The sequence below is a fragment of the Streptomyces sp. NPDC044063 genome, from assembly GCF_056434285.1.
This window is the reverse complement of the sequence record NZ_JBWKFM010000011.1, coordinates 16,804-33,114: the sequence shown is the minus strand read 5'-3', so window position 1 is coordinate 33,114 and position 16,311 is coordinate 16,804. Positions and strand designations below refer to the sequence as shown.

The 16,311-nt window shown below is 74.6% G+C and carries 16 protein-coding genes and 1 tRNA gene; 7 read left to right on the top strand and 10 right to left on the bottom strand.

From position 1 onward, the window contains the following. Positions 1-62: 62 nt before the first annotated feature. The 6 genes from AC07BS_RS15660 to AC07BS_RS15635 form a co-directional block, all read right to left on the bottom strand. On the bottom strand, positions 63-1,565 hold the full coding sequence (locus AC07BS_RS15660) for an HD-GYP domain-containing protein (protein WP_478932564.1): 1,503 nt from the start codon (positions 1,563-1,565) through the stop codon (positions 63-65). Next, positions 1,562-2,905 (bottom strand): HD-GYP domain-containing protein, encoded by a 1,344-nt coding sequence (locus AC07BS_RS15655; RefSeq protein WP_478932562.1) that lies wholly within the window; start codon positions 2,903-2,905, stop codon positions 1,562-1,564. The genes AC07BS_RS15660 and AC07BS_RS15655 overlap by 4 nt, the downstream gene beginning before the upstream one ends. 198 nt (positions 2,906-3,103) lie before the next feature. Further along, complete coding sequence (gene rsrA, locus AC07BS_RS15650) at positions 3,104-3,424, bottom strand: mycothiol system anti-sigma-R factor (RefSeq protein WP_478642691.1); 321 nt, start codon at positions 3,422-3,424, stop codon at positions 3,104-3,106. Next, a complete protein-coding gene (locus AC07BS_RS15645) occupies positions 3,421-4,107 on the bottom strand; it encodes a sigma-70 family RNA polymerase sigma factor (protein ID WP_478643209.1) in 687 nt (228 codons plus the stop codon). The genes rsrA and AC07BS_RS15645 overlap by 4 nt, the downstream gene beginning before the upstream one ends. Before the next feature lie 291 nt (positions 4,108-4,398). Next, a complete protein-coding gene (locus AC07BS_RS15640) occupies positions 4,399-5,043 on the bottom strand; it encodes an alpha/beta hydrolase family protein (RefSeq protein WP_478642692.1) in 645 nt (214 codons plus the stop codon). A 59-nt stretch (positions 5,044-5,102) separates the two neighbouring features. Further along, a complete protein-coding gene (locus AC07BS_RS15635) occupies positions 5,103-5,936 on the bottom strand; it encodes an SOS response-associated peptidase (protein WP_478932560.1) in 834 nt (277 codons plus the stop codon). A gap of 41 nt (positions 5,937-5,977) precedes the next feature. Between AC07BS_RS15635 and AC07BS_RS15630 the strand changes: the two genes are divergently transcribed. The 4 genes from AC07BS_RS15630 to AC07BS_RS15615 all read left to right on the top strand — a co-directional run bounded on the left by AC07BS_RS15630 (position 5,978) and on the right by AC07BS_RS15615 (position 9,581). Next, a complete protein-coding gene (locus AC07BS_RS15630; protein WP_478932558.1) occupies positions 5,978-6,703 on the top strand; it encodes a M50 family metallopeptidase in 726 nt (241 codons plus the stop codon). 94 nt (positions 6,704-6,797) lie between these two features. Next, entirely contained in the window at positions 6,798-8,144 is a 1,347-nt protein-coding gene (gene aroA / locus AC07BS_RS15625) for a 3-phosphoshikimate 1-carboxyvinyltransferase (protein WP_478642697.1), read from the top strand. Positions 8,145-8,161: 17 nt separating this feature from the next. Beyond that, positions 8,162-9,169 carry a ribosome small subunit-dependent GTPase A gene (rsgA, locus tag AC07BS_RS15620; protein ID WP_478932556.1) on the top strand — a complete coding sequence of 336 codons (1,008 nt, stop codon included), beginning with the start codon at positions 8,162-8,164 and terminating at the stop codon, positions 9,167-9,169. An 88-nt stretch (positions 9,170-9,257) separates the two neighbouring features. Continuing rightward, the gene (locus AC07BS_RS15615) at positions 9,258-9,581 is read left to right on the top strand and encodes a DMT family transporter (protein WP_478642701.1); all 324 of its coding nucleotides are present in this window, start codon (positions 9,258-9,260) and stop codon (positions 9,579-9,581) included. 10 nt (positions 9,582-9,591) lie between these two features. Here AC07BS_RS15615 and AC07BS_RS15610 read toward each other — a convergent pair whose 3' ends face one another. After that, positions 9,592-10,251 carry a TetR/AcrR family transcriptional regulator gene (locus AC07BS_RS15610; RefSeq protein ID WP_478642703.1) on the bottom strand — a complete coding sequence of 220 codons (660 nt, stop codon included), beginning with the start codon at positions 10,249-10,251 and terminating at the stop codon, positions 9,592-9,594. Between the two features lie 135 nt (positions 10,252-10,386). Between AC07BS_RS15610 and hisN the strand changes: the two genes are divergently transcribed. Continuing rightward, complete coding sequence (hisN, locus tag AC07BS_RS15605; protein ID WP_478642706.1) at positions 10,387-11,181, top strand: histidinol-phosphatase; 795 nt, start codon at positions 10,387-10,389, stop codon at positions 11,179-11,181. Positions 11,182-11,374: 193 nt separating this feature from the next. After that, positions 11,375-11,806, top strand: coding sequence for a CBS domain-containing protein (locus AC07BS_RS15600; RefSeq protein ID WP_478643212.1), 432 nt, complete (start codon positions 11,375-11,377; stop codon positions 11,804-11,806). Positions 11,807-11,892: 86 nt separating this feature from the next. On the opposite strand, the gene AC07BS_RS15595 is transcribed toward AC07BS_RS15600, so the two are convergent. After that, complete coding sequence (locus tag AC07BS_RS15595; RefSeq protein ID WP_478932745.1) at positions 11,893-13,389, bottom strand: catalase; 1,497 nt, start codon at positions 13,387-13,389, stop codon at positions 11,893-11,895. A 157-nt stretch (positions 13,390-13,546) separates the two neighbouring features. Between AC07BS_RS15595 and AC07BS_RS15590 the strand changes: the two genes are divergently transcribed. Continuing rightward, positions 13,547-13,963, top strand: coding sequence for a Fur family transcriptional regulator (locus AC07BS_RS15590; protein WP_478642708.1), 417 nt, complete (start codon positions 13,547-13,549; stop codon positions 13,961-13,963). A gap of 86 nt (positions 13,964-14,049) precedes the next feature. Here the strand turns inward: AC07BS_RS15590 and AC07BS_RS15585 are convergent. Both AC07BS_RS15585 and AC07BS_RS15580 read right to left on the bottom strand, forming a co-directional pair. After that, a tRNA-Met gene (locus AC07BS_RS15585) sits at positions 14,050-14,123 on the bottom strand. Positions 14,124-14,282: 159 nt separating this feature from the next. After that, positions 14,283-16,208 (bottom strand): tetratricopeptide repeat protein, encoded by a 1,926-nt coding sequence (locus tag AC07BS_RS15580; RefSeq protein WP_478642711.1) that lies wholly within the window; start codon positions 16,206-16,208, stop codon positions 14,283-14,285. Positions 16,209-16,311: the final 103 nt, after the last annotated feature.

Below are 16,311 nucleotides of genomic sequence, written 5' to 3'. Positions count from 1 at the left end.
CCCTTCGGACGCCCGCTCATTACCCGTGGGTTCGGCGGGCCAGTCCCCTTCCGCGGCGGCCGTCAGGGGCCGGATGGAGCGGGCGCCCCGCGCGCGAGCACCGTCGCGAGCGCCTCCACCACCCGGGGCTCGTGGTCGTACGCGGTGGCCAGACGGAGGCGTTCCAGGGCGCGCAGCGGGCCGCACGCCGGATCGCCGGCCAGGTCGTCGTAGGCGTTGACGGTCCGCACGATACGGGCGGTGAGCGGCTGGTCCCGGTACGGATCCGCCTGCTGCTCGACCACCCGTACGACGTCCGGCGCAACGCCGGTCCGGCGGACCACGGCGCCGCCCAGCAGGGCGATGCGGCGGCGCTCGTCGGGCGGCAGGGGCTCGGTCGCCCCGGCGGGGACCGGTTCGGGCAGGGAGAGCTGGCCGATGTCGTGCATCAGCGCCGCGTGCTCCACCACCGTGAGGTCGGCGCCGGACAGCCCCAGCTCCCGGCCGACCGCCCGGCCGAGGGCGGCGACGCGCCGGGCGTGGCCCGGGACGGTGTAGCCGGCGATCTCGGTGGTCCGGGCCAGGGAGGCGACGGTCTGGCGCCGGGTGGCCCGTACGGCCTCGTAGCGGTGCACGGACAGCTGGGTGACCAGCAGCGGCAGACAGACCACCGGCAAGGCCCACAGCCCCGCGGCGGCCACGGCCAGCGCCATCACGACGCCGCCGGCGGCGATGGCCGAGCCGATGCCGGGGAGCGTGCGGAGCTCCTCCCGCAGGTGGGGCCCGTACGGTCCGCCGCCGGCGCGGGAGCGGGCGAGCGCGGCGGCCAGGACGGCGTCGCAGAGGCCGGTGAGGCCCAGGAGCAGCAGCAGGAGCAGGGGGTGGAGGGGGCTCGGGGGGAGGCCGTGCAGTGGCTGGAAGCAGACGGCGGCGAACCCGGCGTTCAGCACCCGGCGCGCGAGCCGGTCGAGCGCGGGCGGGCGGCCCACCGCGCCGGCCAGGGTCGCGCCGAGCGCGACGGCGACGACCTGGGCGGCGCCGTGCGCGGCCGGCTGCCCGCCGACCTCGCCGAGCAGGGCGTACGCGAGGGTGCCGGCGGCTCCCACGGGCGCGGTCTCGCGCGCCCCGGCCCCGGCGCCGCGCGGCGTGCGCCGGGCGGCCTCGCCCACCGCGATCAGCACTCCGTAGGCCAGCGCCACCTGCGGCTGGGCCACGCCCCGCCAGGCGGTGCACCCCAGCGCGGCCAGCGCCACGACCCCGGCGACGACGTGCACGCCCCGGACGAGCGCTCCGCCCCGGGGCGCGGCGCGGGGGCCGGCGGGGCGCGGGGCGGCGGTCCAGGCGCCGCCGGCCCGGCCGGGGTCCGCCGCCCGGTCCGGCGGGGGCACCGGCGGGGGCGCCGCCGGAGGCCCCGGCGGAGCGGCGGCCGACGCGGCGGGGCAGGCGCCCGGGGCGGCTCCGGGGGGCTCGGCGGCCGCCCTCCCGCCGGCGGTCGCGGCCGGTCCCGGCGGTGTCCGGCCGGGGGCCACCCGGCAGCCGCCGGGCGCGTCGCAGCAGGTCAGGGCCTGCGGCGGTGGTGTTCTCATCCGGGACCACCCCGGTCCGTACGGTTGCCCGCCACGGGCGGGCCCACGGGGGGACCCAGGACGGAACAGTGATCAACAGGGACGTTTCGGCTGGACGGAATAGTGGATTCCGGATGCCAGCCGTGGCGGTCGAGGGCGCGGGTCAGCGCGGCGACCATGCGGGGGTCGAAGTGCGAGCCGGAGCAGCGGTCGAGCTCGGCGAGGGCCGCCGGCACCGGGCGGGCGCGGCTGTAGCTGCGGGTGGAGGTCATCGCGTCGAAGGCGTCGGCCACCGCCACCACCCGGGCGACCTCGGGGATCTGACGTCCGGCCAGGCCGTACGGATAGCCGGTGCCGTCCAGCCGCTCGTGGTGGTGGAGGATCGCGGCCCGGGCCTCGTCCAGGAAACCGATGCCGCGGACCATCTCATGGCCGTACTCGGGGTGCAGCTCGATCAGCCGCCGCTCCTCCGGCGTCAGCGGGCCCTCCTTGCGCAACAGCCCCGTGGGCACCGCCAGTTTGCCGACGTCGTGCAGCGTGCCGGCGAAGCGCAGCGCCTCCAGGCGGTCACCGCTCATGCCCAGCTCGCGGGCGATCAGCGCGGAGGCCCGCCCGACGCGCTCGCTGTGGCCCCGGGTGTAGCGGTCCTTGAGGCCCACCGCCTGCACCAGGGCGCGCACCGTGGCCTGGTGGGCCGCCCGCTCGCGGCGGCAGCGGCCCTGGGCCCAGGAGGAGACCGACACCGGCAGCAGCACCAGCAGCGCCGCCGGGGGCCCGTACGGGCTGTGCCACAGGAGCGCCATGACCAGGCCCGTCGGGCCGTGCGCCAGGGCCGGCACGAGCAGCGCCGGCAGTGGGCCGCCCCAGGCGGCGCGCGGCGCGCGGCCCTCGGCGGTGACGAGCACCCCGCCGTCCAGGAGGGCGGCGGCGAGCACCAGGACGAGGCCGGCGGCGAGCCCCGCCGGCAGCACGGCCGGGAAGTCCGCCGCGGTGAGCGCGCGGGGGGCGCCCGGCACACCGCCGTAGACGTACGACGCGGCGGTGGTGGCCAGGGAGGACTGCGCGGCGTGCCAGGCCCGCCGCACCCACACCGGGCGGCGGCCCACCCGTCCCGTGAACGCTCCGGGCACCGCCACCAGGCAGGCGACGGAGGGCGGCAGCAGCACCGCCGCGGCGATCAGCACGGGCAGTCTCAGGGGCCGGCGCGGGAGCCGCTCGCCGGCGGCGCGGACCCCGGCGAGGACCGCGATCTCGCCCCAGGGCACGGCGGAACCGTTCCGCAGGGCGGGCACGGCGCACGCCGCGGCGGCGACCACGGCACACGCGATGTACGCGCGCGCCGCCGCCGGAAGTGCCCACATGGCGCGTCCTCCCCGACCCTCGGACATGGCGTCTGGATGGGGAGAATAGGCTCAGGAGAGCCCGGAGAACCGCGCACGGGGAATCCGCCGTCCGTTCGGGTGACGTTCCCTGGTGCGGTGGTTTGGATCACTGCTATCGCAGGATCGCCGGTCGCGGGATCGCCCGACGCGGCCGTGCCGCGCGGATCACCGCCCGGCTCAGTCGTGCTGCGCGGCCTCGGCGGCGGCGGCCTCCGCCACCACGTCCTGCTCGGGCACCGCGTGCCCGGCCCGGATGAGATCGATGCGGCCCATGACCTTCGCACGGAGGTCGGTGGGGACGTCGTCATGGCCGCAGCAGCGCTTGACCAGCTTCTTCACCGCCTGCTCCAGCCCGTACTTCTCCAGGCACGGCGAGCATTCGTCGATGTGCACCTCGAACTTGGCGCAGTCGCCCTCGGGCATCTCGTGATCGAGGTATTCGTAGAGGTGGTCGAGGACTTCAGAGCAGTCCGTCTCGTGCGGGTCTCCGCAGCTCATGAGTCCGAGCCTTTCCGATTGTGCGCCTCGTCGGAACCGTTCGGCGCGGGGGTGGCCCCGGCCGGGACCAGACCGCGCTCGCGGGCGTAGTCCTCCAGCAGTCCGCGCAGCTGCCGACGACCGCGGTGCAGCCGGGACATCACCGTGCCGATGGGGGTACCCATGATGTCCGCGATCTCCTTGTAGGCAAAGCCCTCCACGTCCGCGAGGTAGACCGCGATGCGGAATTCCTCCGGAATGGCCTGAAGGGCCTCCTTGACGTCGGAGTCGGGAAGGTGGTCCAGCGCCTGCGACTCGGCGGAGCGCAGCCCCGTCGACATGTGCGACTCGGCGCGCGCCAGCTGCCAGTCCTCGATCTCCTCGGACGCGCTGCGCAGCGGCTCACGCTGCTTCTTGCGGTACGAGTTGATGAACGTGTTCGTCAGGATGCGGTAGAGCCACGCCTTGAGGTTCGTACCGTCACGGAACTGGTGGAAGGACGCGTAGGCCTTGGCATACGTCTCCTGCACCAGGTCCTCGGCGTCCGCGGCGTTGCGCGTCATGCGCAGCGCGGCCGAGTACATCTGGTCGAGGAATGTGAGGGCGTCGCGCTCGAAACGGGCGTTGCGCTCCGCCGTGCTCTCGGCGGGCTCCCGCTCGCGGCGGTCGCCGGCCCCCGCGTCGGTCCCAGTGACCGGACCCACCTCCTCCAGCACGACGGCGGAGCCCAGGCCGGACCCGCTCGAATCGGAGAATAGACGACGATCCGGTGCGCTCGCCGCTCCGGCCAGGGCCGACTGGGCCACACCCATGACCGCCCAACCCTGGTCGGCCGTCTGCGGGCGGGACGGGCATGCGATCGAACCCATACGGGAGCTCCCATTCCTTCGTCTGTGCCGGTACGCGTAACAGATGGCACAACAGCGACGCGCGGTGGATCATTCCCGCTCCGGACGAAGTCCCCCCGGACGGCTGCGGAACGGCCGCGCGACCGCCTACGCGAGCGTCCGGAGCCAGGCCCCGGCCGCCTCGGTGATCACCCGCAGCGCGTCCTCCTGGGTGACGTCCGCCTTCCTCGGCACCGCGAAGCCGTGGTCGCCGTACGGCACGACGACGGGGTCCGTGCCGGACGGGAACTCCTCGGGGCGGCCGAACGGGTCACGGGCACCCTGCACCACCAGCGTGGGCACCCCCGAGCCGGTGAGCTCGTCGGCCCGGGACCGCTCCGGCCGGCCCGGCGGGTGCAGCGGGAAGCTCAGCGCGAGCACGCCGGCGGCGCCGAGCTCCACGGCCGTGCGGCAGGCGACGCGGGCGCCCGCGCTGCGGCCGCCGGCGACGACCGGCCGGCCGGGCGCGGTCAGCGCGGGCCAGACGGCCCGCCAGCCCTCGTCGAGGGTGCGGGGCGCGGGGGCGACCTTCTTCCCCGCCACCCGCCACGGCTGTTCGACCAGGGCGACGGTCACTCCGGCCGGCGGCAGGGCGGCAGCCAGCGCCACGAGGTCGCGCGCCTCGACGCCGCCGCCCGCGCCGTGCCCGAGGGCGAGCACGAGCCGGGCGTCCGGCGCGTGGTGCCAGTGGACGCGGGCGTCCCCGGCGGGGGTGGGCACGTCCTGGACGGTCACGTTGCTGTGCGCGGTCATCCGCCCATCCTCCACCGCCGGCCACCCGGGGCGGCGACCGCCGCCCGCGACACCGCCGCTCAGAACAGCGTCGCCTCCTCGGGCGCGGGCAGCTCCGCCGGCAGCTCGGGCCCGTTGTTGCGGACGTCGCTGACCGCGGTGGTCACGGGATACGCCCGCAGCCGCCCGGCCGGCGGGGGCGCCAGCAGCGGCAGCAGCTCCTCCGGCTCGGTGCGCGCCGGGTCGAGCCAGTCGGCCCACCGCTCCGCCGGGAGCACCAGCGGCATCCGCGGATGGATCTCCGCCAGGGAGCGCGGCCCGGGCTCCTCCCCCGGCCCACCGTTCCCCGCGCCCGCGAAGGGCTCGGTGTCGGCCTCGGTCGTGATCACCGAGCAGGTGGCCCACCAGGCCCGCGGGTGGTCGGGCGGCAGCGTGGGGTCGCGCCAGAACTCGTACAGCCCGGCCATCGCCATGACCGAGCCGTCGGCCGGCGTGACGAAGTACGGCTGCTTGCGGGCACGCTTGCGGCGGCCCTGCTCCTCCAGCTCGCGCTCCTGCGCGCCGGTGACCCACTCGTAGTAGCCGTCCGCCGGGAGCAGGCAGCGGCGTGCCCCGAAGGCCCGCCGGAAGGAGGGCTTCTCGTGGACGGTCTCGGCCCGTGCGTTGATCATGCGTGCCGCGCCGTCGGGGTTCTTCGCCCACGACGGGACCAGCCCCCAGCGCAGGGCACGAAGCTGACGAACCGGACGGCGGTCGGCTGCGTCTTTCCCAGGACGCTCGAGCACCGCGTAGACGCTCTTCGTCGGCGCCACGTTCCAGTCCGGAGCCAGCGTCTCCTCCGGTACCCACTTCTCCACCCCGAAGAGCCCGGCCAGGTCCTCCGGCCGCCGGCTCGCCGCATATCGCCCGCACATGAGTGCCACACTGCCACGAAGACGCTAGGAGCGGCTCAGAAATGGACAACAGCGCCACCGCCACCGACCTGTGGGCCGGCCCGTGGAGCGTCTTCGGTACCCAGCCGCACCCCCCGGTGTGGCTCATAGCCGTCACCGCCGCCGTCGCGCTGGCCGCCGTGGCCCCGCACCGCGTCTGGCGGATCACCCGCAACGCCGTCACCATCGCCCACGAGGGCGGCCACGCCCTGGTGGCCCTGATCAGCGGCCGCCGGCTGGACGGCATCCGGCTGCACTCCGACACCTCGGGGCTGACCGTCTCCCGCGGCCGCCCCACCGGCATCGGGATGGTCCTCACCGCGGCCGCCGGCTACACCGCCCCCTCCCTGCTCGGCCTCGCCGGGGCCGCCCTCCTCGCCGCCGGGCACGTCACCGCCCTGCTGTGGGGCGCCACGGCCCTGCTGGCCGCGATGCTGGTGATGATCCGCAACGCCTACGGGGTGCTGACCGTGCTGCTCGCGGGCGCGGCGTTCGCGCTGGTCTCCTGGCTCACCGGGCCCACGGTGCAGGCGGCCTTCGCCTACGGAGTGGTGTGGTTCCTGCTGCTCGGCGGCGTCCGGCCGCCCTTCGAGCTGCAGACCAAGCGCCGGCACGGCGGCGCGGCGGACTCCGACGCCGACCAGCTGGCCCGGCTGACGAACCTGCCCGCCGCCGTGTGGCTCGGCCTGTTCCACGTCGTCACCCTGTGCAGCCTGACCGGGGGCGGCCGCTGGCTGCTGGGCCTGTGAACCCGGCCCCGCGGGGACCCCGGCGGGGCCGTTCGCACGCGGACGCCGGGCTTCTCGTACCGGACCACGACGAGAACGTCAGTAAGGTAAGGGCATGACCGAGAGCCCCGTGCACCCTGACCTCTGGCCCGCGCCGCACGCCACCGGAGCGGTCGACGCGACCGTCACCGTGCCCGGATCCAAGTCGGTCACCAACCGTGCCCTGGTCCTGGCCGCCCTCGCCGCCGAGCCCGGCTGGGTGCGCCGCCCGCTGCGTTCCCGCGACACCCTGCTCATGGCCGACGCGCTGCGCGCCCTGGGTGTGGGCATCGAGGAGGGCGTGGGCCCGGACGGCACGGGCGAGGCCTGGCGGGTCATCCCCGCCCGGCTGCACGGCCCGGCCACCGTCGACGTCGGCAACGCCGGCACCGTCATGCGCTTCCTGCCGCCGGTGGCCGCCCTGGCCGACGGCGCGGTCCGCTTCGACGGCGACCCCCGCAGCTACGAGCGCCCCCTGCACGGCGTGATCGACGCGCTGCGCGTCCTGGGCGCCCGCATCGACGACAACGACCGCGGCGCCCTGCCCCTGACCGTGCACGGCGCCGGCGCCCTGGACGGCGGACCGGTCGAGATCGACGCCTCCTCGTCCTCGCAGTTCGTCAGCGCGCTGCTGCTCTCCGGCCCGCGCTTCAACCAGGGCGTCGAGGTCCGCCACGTCGGCGCCGTCCTGCCGTCCATGCCGCACATCCGCATGACCGTGGACATGCTGCGCTCGGCCGGCGCCCAGGTCGACACCCCCGAGTCCGGGGGCGAGCCCGACGTCTGGCGGGTCTCCCCCAGCGCCCTGCTGGGCCGCGACCTCGTCGTGGAGCCCGACCTCTCCAACGCCGCGCCGTTCCTGGCCGCGGCGCTGGTCACCGGCGGCCGGGTCACCATCCCCGACTGGCCCGAGCGCACCACCCAGCCGGGCGACGCGCTGCGCGACATCTTCACGTCCATGGGCGGCTCCTGCCGGCTCACCGACGCCGGGCTCACCTTCACCGGCACCGGCCGCATCCACGGCATCGACGCCGACCTCCACGAGGTCGGTGAGCTCACCCCGGTCATCGCGGCCGTCGCGGCGCTCGCCGACTCCGAGTCCGTCCTGCGCGGCATCGCCCACCTGCGGCTGCACGAGACCGACCGGCTGGCCGCGCTGGCCAAGGAGATCAACGAGCTCGGCGGCGACGTCACCGAGACCGAGGACGGCCTGCGCATCCGCCCGCGCCCGCTGCACGGCGGCGTCTTCCACACCTACGACGACCACCGGCTGGCCACCGCCGCCGCCGTGATCGGCCTGGCCGTCGAGGGCGTCGAGGTCGAGAACGTGGCGACCACCGCCAAGACCCTTCCCGACTTCCCGGCCCTGTGGACCGGGATGCTCGGCTCCGTCGCGGGGGCGACGTCGGCGCCGAGAAGCTGAGAGACCCTGGAAGCACCATGCGCCGCTACGGCAAGCACACCGACGAGGACGACGTCCGCGTCCGCCCCAACCGCAAGGGCAACCGCCCCCGTACCAACATCCGGCCGAAGCACGAGGACGCCGCCGAGGGATTCGTCCTGACCGTCGACCGCGGCCGGCTGACCGTCCTCGTCGAGGACCGGACCATCGTCGCCATGAAGGCGCGCGAGCTGGGCCGCAAGAGCGCCGTCGTCGGCGACCGCGTCGCGGTCGTCGGCGACCTCAGCGGCGACAAGGACACCCTCGCCCGCATCGTCCGCGTCGAGGAACGCAGCTCCGTGCTGCGCCGCACCGCGGACGACGACGACCCGTACGAGCGCGTGGTCGTCGCCAACGCCGACCAGCTCGCGATCGTCACCGCCCTGGCCGACCCCGAGCCGCGCCCCCGGCTGATCGACCGCTGTCTGGTCGCGGCCTACGACGCGGGCCTCGAACCGCTGCTGGTGCTGACCAAGTCCGACCTCGCCCCGGCGGAGACGCTGATGGCGTCGTACGGGGCGCTGGGCGTGCCCTACGTCGTCACCAACCGCGAGGAGCTGGCCGACGGGGAGGCCGCCGACCGGGTGCGCGAGCGCCTGGCGGGCCGGATCACCGCCTTCGTCGGGCACTCCGGCGTCGGCAAGACCACCCTGGTCAACCACCTGGTGCCGGACCGTCAGCGGGCCACCGGGCACGTCAACGCCGTCACCGGCCGCGGCCGGCACACCACCACCTCCGCGCTGGCCCTGCCGCTGCCGGACGGGTCGGGCTGGGTCATCGACACCCCGGGCGTCCGGTCGTTCGGCCTCCACCACGTGGACCCGTCGCGCGTCATCCACGCCTTCCCCGACCTGGAGCCCGGCACCGAGGAGTGCCCGCGCGCGTGCAGCCACGACGAGAAGGACTGCGCCCTGGACCAGTGGGTCGAGGACGGGCACGCCGATCCGCAGCGGCTGTACTCCCTGCGCCGGCTGCTGTCGACGAGGGAGCGGCGCGAAGGCGACTGATCGCCTACGTTTGCGAGTGACCGCGGGCGGCAAGGGCATGAGGAACGCCGGGACCCGCGGGGCGGTCCGCGAAACGGGAGGCAATCTGATGGCGTGGCTGCTGGTCGTGGTCGCCGGACTGCTGGAAACGGGCTTCGCCGTCTGCCTCAAGCTCTCCCACGGCTTCACCCGGCTGTGGCCCACGATCGCGTTCGCCTGCTTCGCGCTGGGCAGCTTCGGGCTGCTCACCCTGGCGCTGCGCAAGCTGGACGTGGGCCCGGCGTACGCCGTCTGGACGGGCATCGGCGCGGCCGGGACCGCGATCTACGGCATGGTCTTCCTGGGCGACCTGGTCTCCGTCCTCAAGATCGTCTCGATCACGCTGGTGATCGTCGGCGTCATCGGGCTGCAACTGTCCGGCTCGGCGCACTGAGCCCGGCGCCCTACGGCGCGCCCGGCGGCGCCGCCAGCAGGGTCCGTACGAGCCGGGCGATCTCGCCCGCCGCCTCCTCGTCGGAGCCGGCCGGGGCCACCACGTAGGACAGCGTCAGCCGGACGGCCGCCTCGCAGGCCCGCCGCGCCCGTATCCCCTCCGGATCGGGCGCGCCGTCCGGCGGCCGGTCAGCGGCGAGCACGCCGAGCGCCCCGAGGGCGCTGTCACGGAGGCGTTCGGCCAGCGCGAGGGGCGAGGCCGCGCCGCGCGCCGGGCGCCGGCCGAAGGCGGAGCGGGGCGACGGCAGCGGCGGGGCGGCCGCGGGCGGCAGCCGGTCGCCGCGGCAGCCGGTCAGGGCGGCGCGGACGAAGGGGTTGGCGCGGGCCGTGCGCAGCGTCCAGACGGCGGCCGCGGCGCAGCAGTCCCCGGCGTCGGCCCCACCACGGGCCGCGGTGTCGGCGAGGGAACGTTCCACCCCGGCGAGGAAGGCGTCCGACTCGCGCCGCACCAGGGCGCGGGCCAGGCCGTCCTTGCTGCCGAACTCGTTGTACAGGGTCTGCCGGGAGACCCCGGCCGCGGCGGCGACGTCGACCATCCGGACCCCGTTCCAGGGCCGGGCGCCGAGCGCCGTGAACGCCGCGTCCAGCAAGAGCTCTCGTGCCGCGGGCATCGTCGCCTCCCCGGCCGTACGGCCGCACGACGGTTGGGGCCAGGCACAGGATTGACGCGCCGCCAGACGGTGTCAAGAGTCCCGGCAGGCCGCGCCGCACGCGACCTGGCGTTGGCCACGGGTAATGTGCGGAGCATGTCGGACTACCACGATGATCTGCGCCTGGCCCACGTCCTGGCGGACGCCGCCGACGCGGCCACGATGGACCGGTTCAAGGCTCTCGACCTGAAGGTCGAGACCAAGCCGGACATGACTCCGGTGAGCGAGGCGGACAAGGCCGCCGAGGAGCTGATCCGCGGTCACCTCCATCGCGCGCGGCCGCGCGACGCCGTGCTGGGCGAGGAGTTCGGCAGCGAGGGCATGGGCCCCCGCCGCTGGGTCGTCGACCCGATCGACGGCACCAAGAACTATGTGCGCGGGGTGCCCGTCTGGGCCACGCTGATCTCCCTGATGGTGCAGGGCGAGGGCGGCTTCCACCCGGTCGTGGGCGTGGTGTCGGCACCGGCGCTGGGCCGGCGGTGGTGGGCGGCGAAGGACTCGGGCGCCTACACGGGCCGGAGCCTGCTGTCGGCGACCCGGCTGCGGACCTCGCAGGTGAGCCGGATCGAGGACGCGTCGTTCGCGTACTCCTCGCTGTCCGGCTGGGAGGAGCGCGGCCTGCTGCCGGGCTTCATGAACCTGTCGCGCGACTGCTGGCGGACCCGCGGCTACGGCGACTTCTGGCCGTACATGATGGTGGCCGAGGGCTCGGTGGACATCTGCGCCGAACCGGAGCTGTCGCTGTGGGACATGGCGGCGAACGCGATCATCGTCGAGGAGGCGGGGGGCCGGTTCACCGGCCTGGACGGCATCCCCGGCCCGCACAGCGGCAACGCCGCGGCCTCGAACGGGCTGCTCCACGACGAGTTGCTCGGTTATCTGAAGCAGTGAGGGTTTCAAACCCACCAGGCGTGCGTAAAAATTAGGCAAAGCTCCTTGGTTCGCGGACCTTGTGGGGTCGTGCGACGGCATGCCACTCTGGCACTCCCGGCGCTTGTGAACTTGTGAACCCAACGGGGCGTCCACCGCCCCCGGTTCACCGTTCCCGGGACTCGCGCAGTCCACGAAGGAGGTGGCGCAAGCCATGCTCGTCCGCGACGCCATGAGCACGGTGGTCCTCACCATCGGCCCGGCACACACCCTCCGCCAGGCGGCCCGGCTGATGTCCGCGCGGAGCATCGGCGCGGCGGTCGTCCTCGACCCCGACACCAGCGGCCTCGGCATCCTCACCGAACGCGACATACTCAACGCGGTCGGGGCGGGCCACGACCCCGATCGCGAGACCGCCCACGGCCACACGACCACCGACGTCGTCTTCGCCGCCCCCGAGTGGACGCTGGAGGAGGCGGCCGCCGCCATGTCCCGCGGCGAGTTCCGGCACCTGATCGTCCTCGACGGCCACGGGGCCGTCGGTGTGGTGTCGGTGCGCGACATCATCCGCTGCTGGCTGCGGTCCATGCCCCGGGAGGCGGACCGGGAACGGGAGCACGAGCGGGCCGGCGCGCTGACGGCCTGACGTCCCTTCGGGGAAAAGGCCGGAGAGGCCGGAGCCCCTTGGCGTCCGGCCTCTCCGTTTGTACGGCAAGCGTCCAGTGTGGCTTATCAGCCGCGCAGGGCCTGGACCGCGGCTTCGAGCCGCTTGCCGTAGTCGTTGTCCGCTCGGCGGAAGTTGCCGATCGCCCGCTCGACGATGTCGTCGCGCGAGACCTTGGCGATGAAGCCGGCCAGGTTGGCGATCAGGCGCTCCTTCTCCTCCTCCGACATCAGCCGGTAGAGGGTGCCCGCCTGGACGAAGTCGTCGTCCTCGGCGTGCGAGGGAGCCTCGGTGCTGCCCGTCGCCCCGGTGACCGGGAGCGGCTGCCACAGGGGGCGGCCGGTCTCGGCGGGACCGCCGAAGCTGTTGGGCTCGTAGTTCTTGCCGCGGCCGTGGCGGCCGTCGTAGGCGTAGCCGTCGCGGCCGTTGGTGCGGGCCTCGGTGGCGTGCGGGCGGTTCACCGGCAGGTGGTCGGCGTTGATGCCGACGCGGTAGCGGTGGGCGTCGCCGTAGGCGAAGAGGCGGCCCTGGAGCATCTTGTCCGGGGACGGGCCGATGCCCGGCACGAAGTGCGCCGGCGAGAAGATCGCCTGCTCGACCTCGGCGAAGACGTTGTCGGGGTTGCGGTTGAGCTCCAGCTTGCCGATCTCGATCGGCGGGTAGTCCTCGTGCGGCCACACCTTGGTGAGGTCGAACGGGTTGAAGCGGTAGTGCGCCGCCTCGTCCGCCGGCATGATCTGCACCTGCACGGTCCAGGTCGGGAAGTCGCCGCGCTCGATGGACTCGCGCAGGTCGCGCTGGTGGCTGTCGGGGTCCTCACCGGCGAGCCTGTTGGCCTCGTCCTGGGTGAGGTTCTCGATGCCCTGGTCCGTCTTGAAGTGGTACTTGACCCAGAAGACCTCGCCGGCCTCGTTGTTCCACTGGTAGGCGTGGGAGCCGTAGCCGTTCATGTGACGGTACGAGGCGGGGATGCCCCGGTCGCCGAACAGCCAGGTCACCTGGTGGGTGGACTCGGGCGACAGACCCCAGAAGTCCCAGACGTTGTCCGCCTCCTGCGAGCCGGTGTACGGGTCGCGCTTCTGGGTGTGGATGAAGTCGGGGAACTTGATGGCGTCCTTGATGAAGAACACCGGGGTGTTGTTGCCGACGAGGTCGTAGTTGCCCTCTTCGGTGTAGAACTTCAGCGCGAAGCCGCGGGGGTCGCGGACCGCGTCGGCCGAGCCGAGGTTGCCCGCGACGGTGGAGAAGCGCAGGAACGTCTCGGTCTGCTTGCCCACCTCGGAGAGGAAGGCCGCCCGGGTCCAGCGGCTGACGTCGGCGGTCACGGTGAAGGTGCCGTACGCGCCGGCGCCGCGGGCGTGGACGACGCGCTCCGGGATGCGCTCGCGGTTGAAGTGCGCGAGCTTCTCCAGCAGCAGCTGGTCCTGGATCAGCATGGGCCCGCCGGGGCCGGCCGTCTCGCTGTTCTGGTTGTCCGCGACCGGAGCTCCGGACTCCGTGGTCAGCGGGCCCGTCGTGGTTGCCGCCTCGCCGTTCGCCGTGGTCACGTGCGCCTCCGTCGTCAGATGTCCTGTGCCGGGCACCGATCTCTCCCGGCCCGACCGAGAACGATCCTTACATTGGACCCTGTCTAAGTCAAGATGGGTCCCATAGAAATACGCGCTCCATGTGTGGACAGGCCCCGCTGCTACGCTGGTGCTATCTGACGGATAGGTGAATGGCATGAGTGACCTGCTGGAACGGCTCCGCAGCCGCGGCTGGCGGCTGACCGCGCAGCGACGCGTCGTCGCCGAAGTGCTCGACGGGGACCACGTGCACTACACCGCCGACGAGGTCCACGCCCGGGCGGCCGATCTACTGCCCGAGATCTCGCGCGCGACGGTCTACAACACCCTCGGCGAGCTGGTCTCACTGGGCGAGGTCCTCGAGGTGTGCACGGACGGCCGCGCCAAGCGCTACGACCCCAACGCCCACCACGCCCACCAGCACCTGGTGTGCTCGCGGTGCGGCACGATCCGCGACGTCCACCCGTCCGGCGACCTGGTGGCCGGCCTGCCGGACGAGGAGCGCTTCGGCTTCCTGGTGTCCGCGGTCGACGTGACCTACCGGGGCCTGTGCCCGGAGTGCGCCACGGCGTGAGGCGCGGCCGCGTGGGCCCCGCCCGCGCGGGGCGCCCGGAGACACGACGAAGGCCCGGATCCTAAGGATCCGGGCCTTCGTGTCAGTAGCGGGGACAGGATTTGAACCTGCGACCTCTGGGTTATGAGCCCAGCGAGCTACCGAGCTGCTCCACCCCGCGTCGGTTCACCCACCTTAACCCGTCCGTGACGGTCCACGCAAACGCCTGATCGCCCCCGGGCGTGCACCGGGCGTGACCACCGGCGCGCGGTGGCCACCGGCGCGCGGTGGCCGCCGGGGCGCGGTGGCCGCCGGGGCGCGGTGGCCGCCGGGGCGCGCCCTACGCCGTGAGCTCCTGCTGGAGCGCGTCGCGCAGCCGGGCCGCGCGTTCGGCGACCTCGGCCGGGCCCAGCTCGACCGCCTGGGCGCACCACAGCCGCCCCTCGGCCAGGTCGCCCCGGCGGGCCGCGAGCAGCGCCAGGCGCAGCGCCGCCCGGCCGTGCCCGGCCTCGGCGGCCCGTGCCCACCAGCGCGCCGCCTCCTGTTCGCGGCCCTCGCGGGCCAGCAGCAGCCCGAGGTTGAAGGCGCCGATACGGCTGCCGGCCTCGGCTGCCGCGCGGTACCAGTGCGCCGCGCCGGCCCCGTCGCCGCGCTCGGCGACCAGCATGCCCAGGCGCACCTGGGCCCGCCGGTGGCCCTGCCGGGCGGCCCGCTCGTACCACTCCTCGCAGTCCGGGCGGGTGGCGTCGTCGCGGTCGAGCAGCGCGCCCAGCCGGAAGGCGGCCTCGGCGTTGCCGCCGCGCACCGCGACGCGCAGGTGGCGCTCGGCCGCCTCGGCGTCCTCGGTGCCGCCGTCGCGCAGCAGGGCCATCGCGACCTGGAGGGCCGCCTCGGTGTGCCCGGCGGCGGCGGCCCGCTCGTACCACTGGAAGGCCAGCTGCTCCTCGTCGCGCCCGGCGTAGAGGATGCCCAGGTTGAACGCGGCGTCGACGCTGCCCACCTCGGCGGCCTTGGAGAACCAGGGCTCGGCTCCCGCGGAGTCGCCGCCCTGGAGCAGCAGCACGGCCAGCGCGTTGGCGGCCTCCTTGTGGCCGGCGTAGGCGGCGCGGCGGTACCACTGCTCGGCCTGGGCGGTGCGGCTCTGTTCGGCGCAGAGCAGGCCGAGGTTGTAGGCGCCGTTGATGTCGCCGGCGTCCAGGGCCGTGCGGTACCAGCGCTCGGCCTGCTGGGACTCGCCGCGGTCGGCGTGGAGGGCGCCCAGGGCGTTGGCGGCGTTGCCGTCGCCCTCCTGGGCGGCGCGCCGCCACCACTCGGCCGCGCTGTCGGTGTCCCCGGCGTCGCGCAGCAGGAAGCCCAGCGCGCAGGCGGCGCGCGGCTCGCCGTCCTTGGCGGACGTCAGGTACCAGCGTGCGGCCTCGTGGATCTCGCCGCGGGCCTCCAGCAGGGTGCCCAGGTGGAGGGCGGCGCGCCGGTGGCCGCGGGCCGCGGCCTGCCGGTACCACTGCTCGGCCTCGCCGGCCGGGCCGTCCTGGCGGCCGTTGGCCGCGGCGGCGCGCAGCTCGCGCACCGAGGTGTCGGGCCCGGCGGAGGCCTGCCGGCCGAGCGGGCCGAGGGCCTCGCCGAGGACTCCGGGCACGGCCGACGGCTTGGGCGCCCGGCCGTCGAGTATCCGGGCCAGGCGGTACGCGGCCTCGCGGTGGCCCCGTTCGGCGGCGCTGCGGAACCAGCGCTCGGCGCCGACGTCGCTGCGGTGCTCCAGCAGGTCGGCCAGCGCGTAGGCGCCCAGGGCGTGGCCGGACTCGGCGGACTGGCGCAGCCAGTACTCGGCGGCGGGCTCGTCGCCGCGCTCGCGGTGATAGCGGCCGAGGGCGTGGGCGGCGGGGGCGGAGCCGGCCACGGCGGCCACCCGCCACCAGCCGGCGGCCTCGTCGGCGTAGCCGCGCTGGTGCAGCAGGACGCCGAGGTTGTTGGCGGCGGAGCGGTCCCCCTCGGCGGTGGCGGCGCGGAGGTGGCGCTCGGCGCCGTCGAGGTCGCCGCGGCGCAGCAGGAGGGCGCCGAGCATGCTCAGCGAGGCGGGGTCGCCGGACTCGGCGGCACGGCGGCGGGCCGTCTCCAGCTCCAGGTCGACCGCGTCGGTGGCGTCGGAAGCGCCTTCCCCCGGGTCGTAGGACGACGGGTCCTCGTGGTTCTGATCGCTCCCGTCGCCGGGAGCCGCTACAAGCCGACGTGTTTCCAACAGCCTCGCCTTGTCCCCCATAAGTCCCATCGTCGCACTCCCGCAACCTGCGTACACCTGGAATACCGCAGCCAGTGAGGTCACTTCAGCGTTTTGTCGACTTCCCGACTTCCCGACACGGTGGTGCCCCAAA

What these genes read in the sequence shown, in the direction of transcription:
- AC07BS_RS15655 (WP_478932562.1), bottom strand. Translation starts at nt 2,905, where the DNA reads ATGTGGGCACTTCCGGCGGCGGCGCGCGCGTACATCGCGTGTGCCGTG.
- AC07BS_RS15630 (WP_478932558.1), top strand. Translation starts at nt 5,978, where the DNA reads ATGGACAACAGCGCCACCGCCACCGACCTGTGGGCCGGCCCGTGGAGC.
- AC07BS_RS15640 (WP_478642692.1), bottom strand. Translation starts at nt 5,043, where the DNA reads ATGACCGCGCACAGCAACGTGACCGTCCAGGACGTGCCCACCCCCGCC.
- AC07BS_RS15600 (WP_478643212.1), top strand. Translation starts at nt 11,375, where the DNA reads ATGCTCGTCCGCGACGCCATGAGCACGGTGGTCCTCACCATCGGCCCG.
- AC07BS_RS15635 (WP_478932560.1), bottom strand. Translation starts at nt 5,936, where the DNA reads ATGTGCGGGCGATATGCGGCGAGCCGGCGGCCGGAGGACCTGGCCGGG.
- AC07BS_RS15660 (WP_478932564.1), bottom strand. Translation starts at nt 1,565, where the DNA reads ATGAGAACACCACCGCCGCAGGCCCTGACCTGCTGCGACGCGCCCGGC.
- AC07BS_RS15610 (WP_478642703.1), bottom strand. Translation starts at nt 10,251, where the DNA reads ATGCCCGCGGCACGAGAGCTCTTGCTGGACGCGGCGTTCACGGCGCTC.
- aroA (WP_478642697.1), top strand. Translation starts at nt 6,798, where the DNA reads ATGACCGAGAGCCCCGTGCACCCTGACCTCTGGCCCGCGCCGCACGCC.
- hisN (WP_478642706.1), top strand. Translation starts at nt 10,387, where the DNA reads ATGTCGGACTACCACGATGATCTGCGCCTGGCCCACGTCCTGGCGGAC.
- rsgA (WP_478932556.1), top strand. Translation starts at nt 8,162, where the DNA reads ATGCGCCGCTACGGCAAGCACACCGACGAGGACGACGTCCGCGTCCGC.
- AC07BS_RS15590 (WP_478642708.1), top strand. Translation starts at nt 13,547, where the DNA reads ATGAGTGACCTGCTGGAACGGCTCCGCAGCCGCGGCTGGCGGCTGACC.
- rsrA (WP_478642691.1), bottom strand. Translation starts at nt 3,424, where the DNA reads ATGAGCTGCGGAGACCCGCACGAGACGGACTGCTCTGAAGTCCTCGAC.
- AC07BS_RS15580 (WP_478642711.1), bottom strand. Translation starts at nt 16,208, where the DNA reads ATGGGACTTATGGGGGACAAGGCGAGGCTGTTGGAAACACGTCGGCTT.
- AC07BS_RS15615 (WP_478642701.1), top strand. Translation starts at nt 9,258, where the DNA reads ATGGCGTGGCTGCTGGTCGTGGTCGCCGGACTGCTGGAAACGGGCTTC.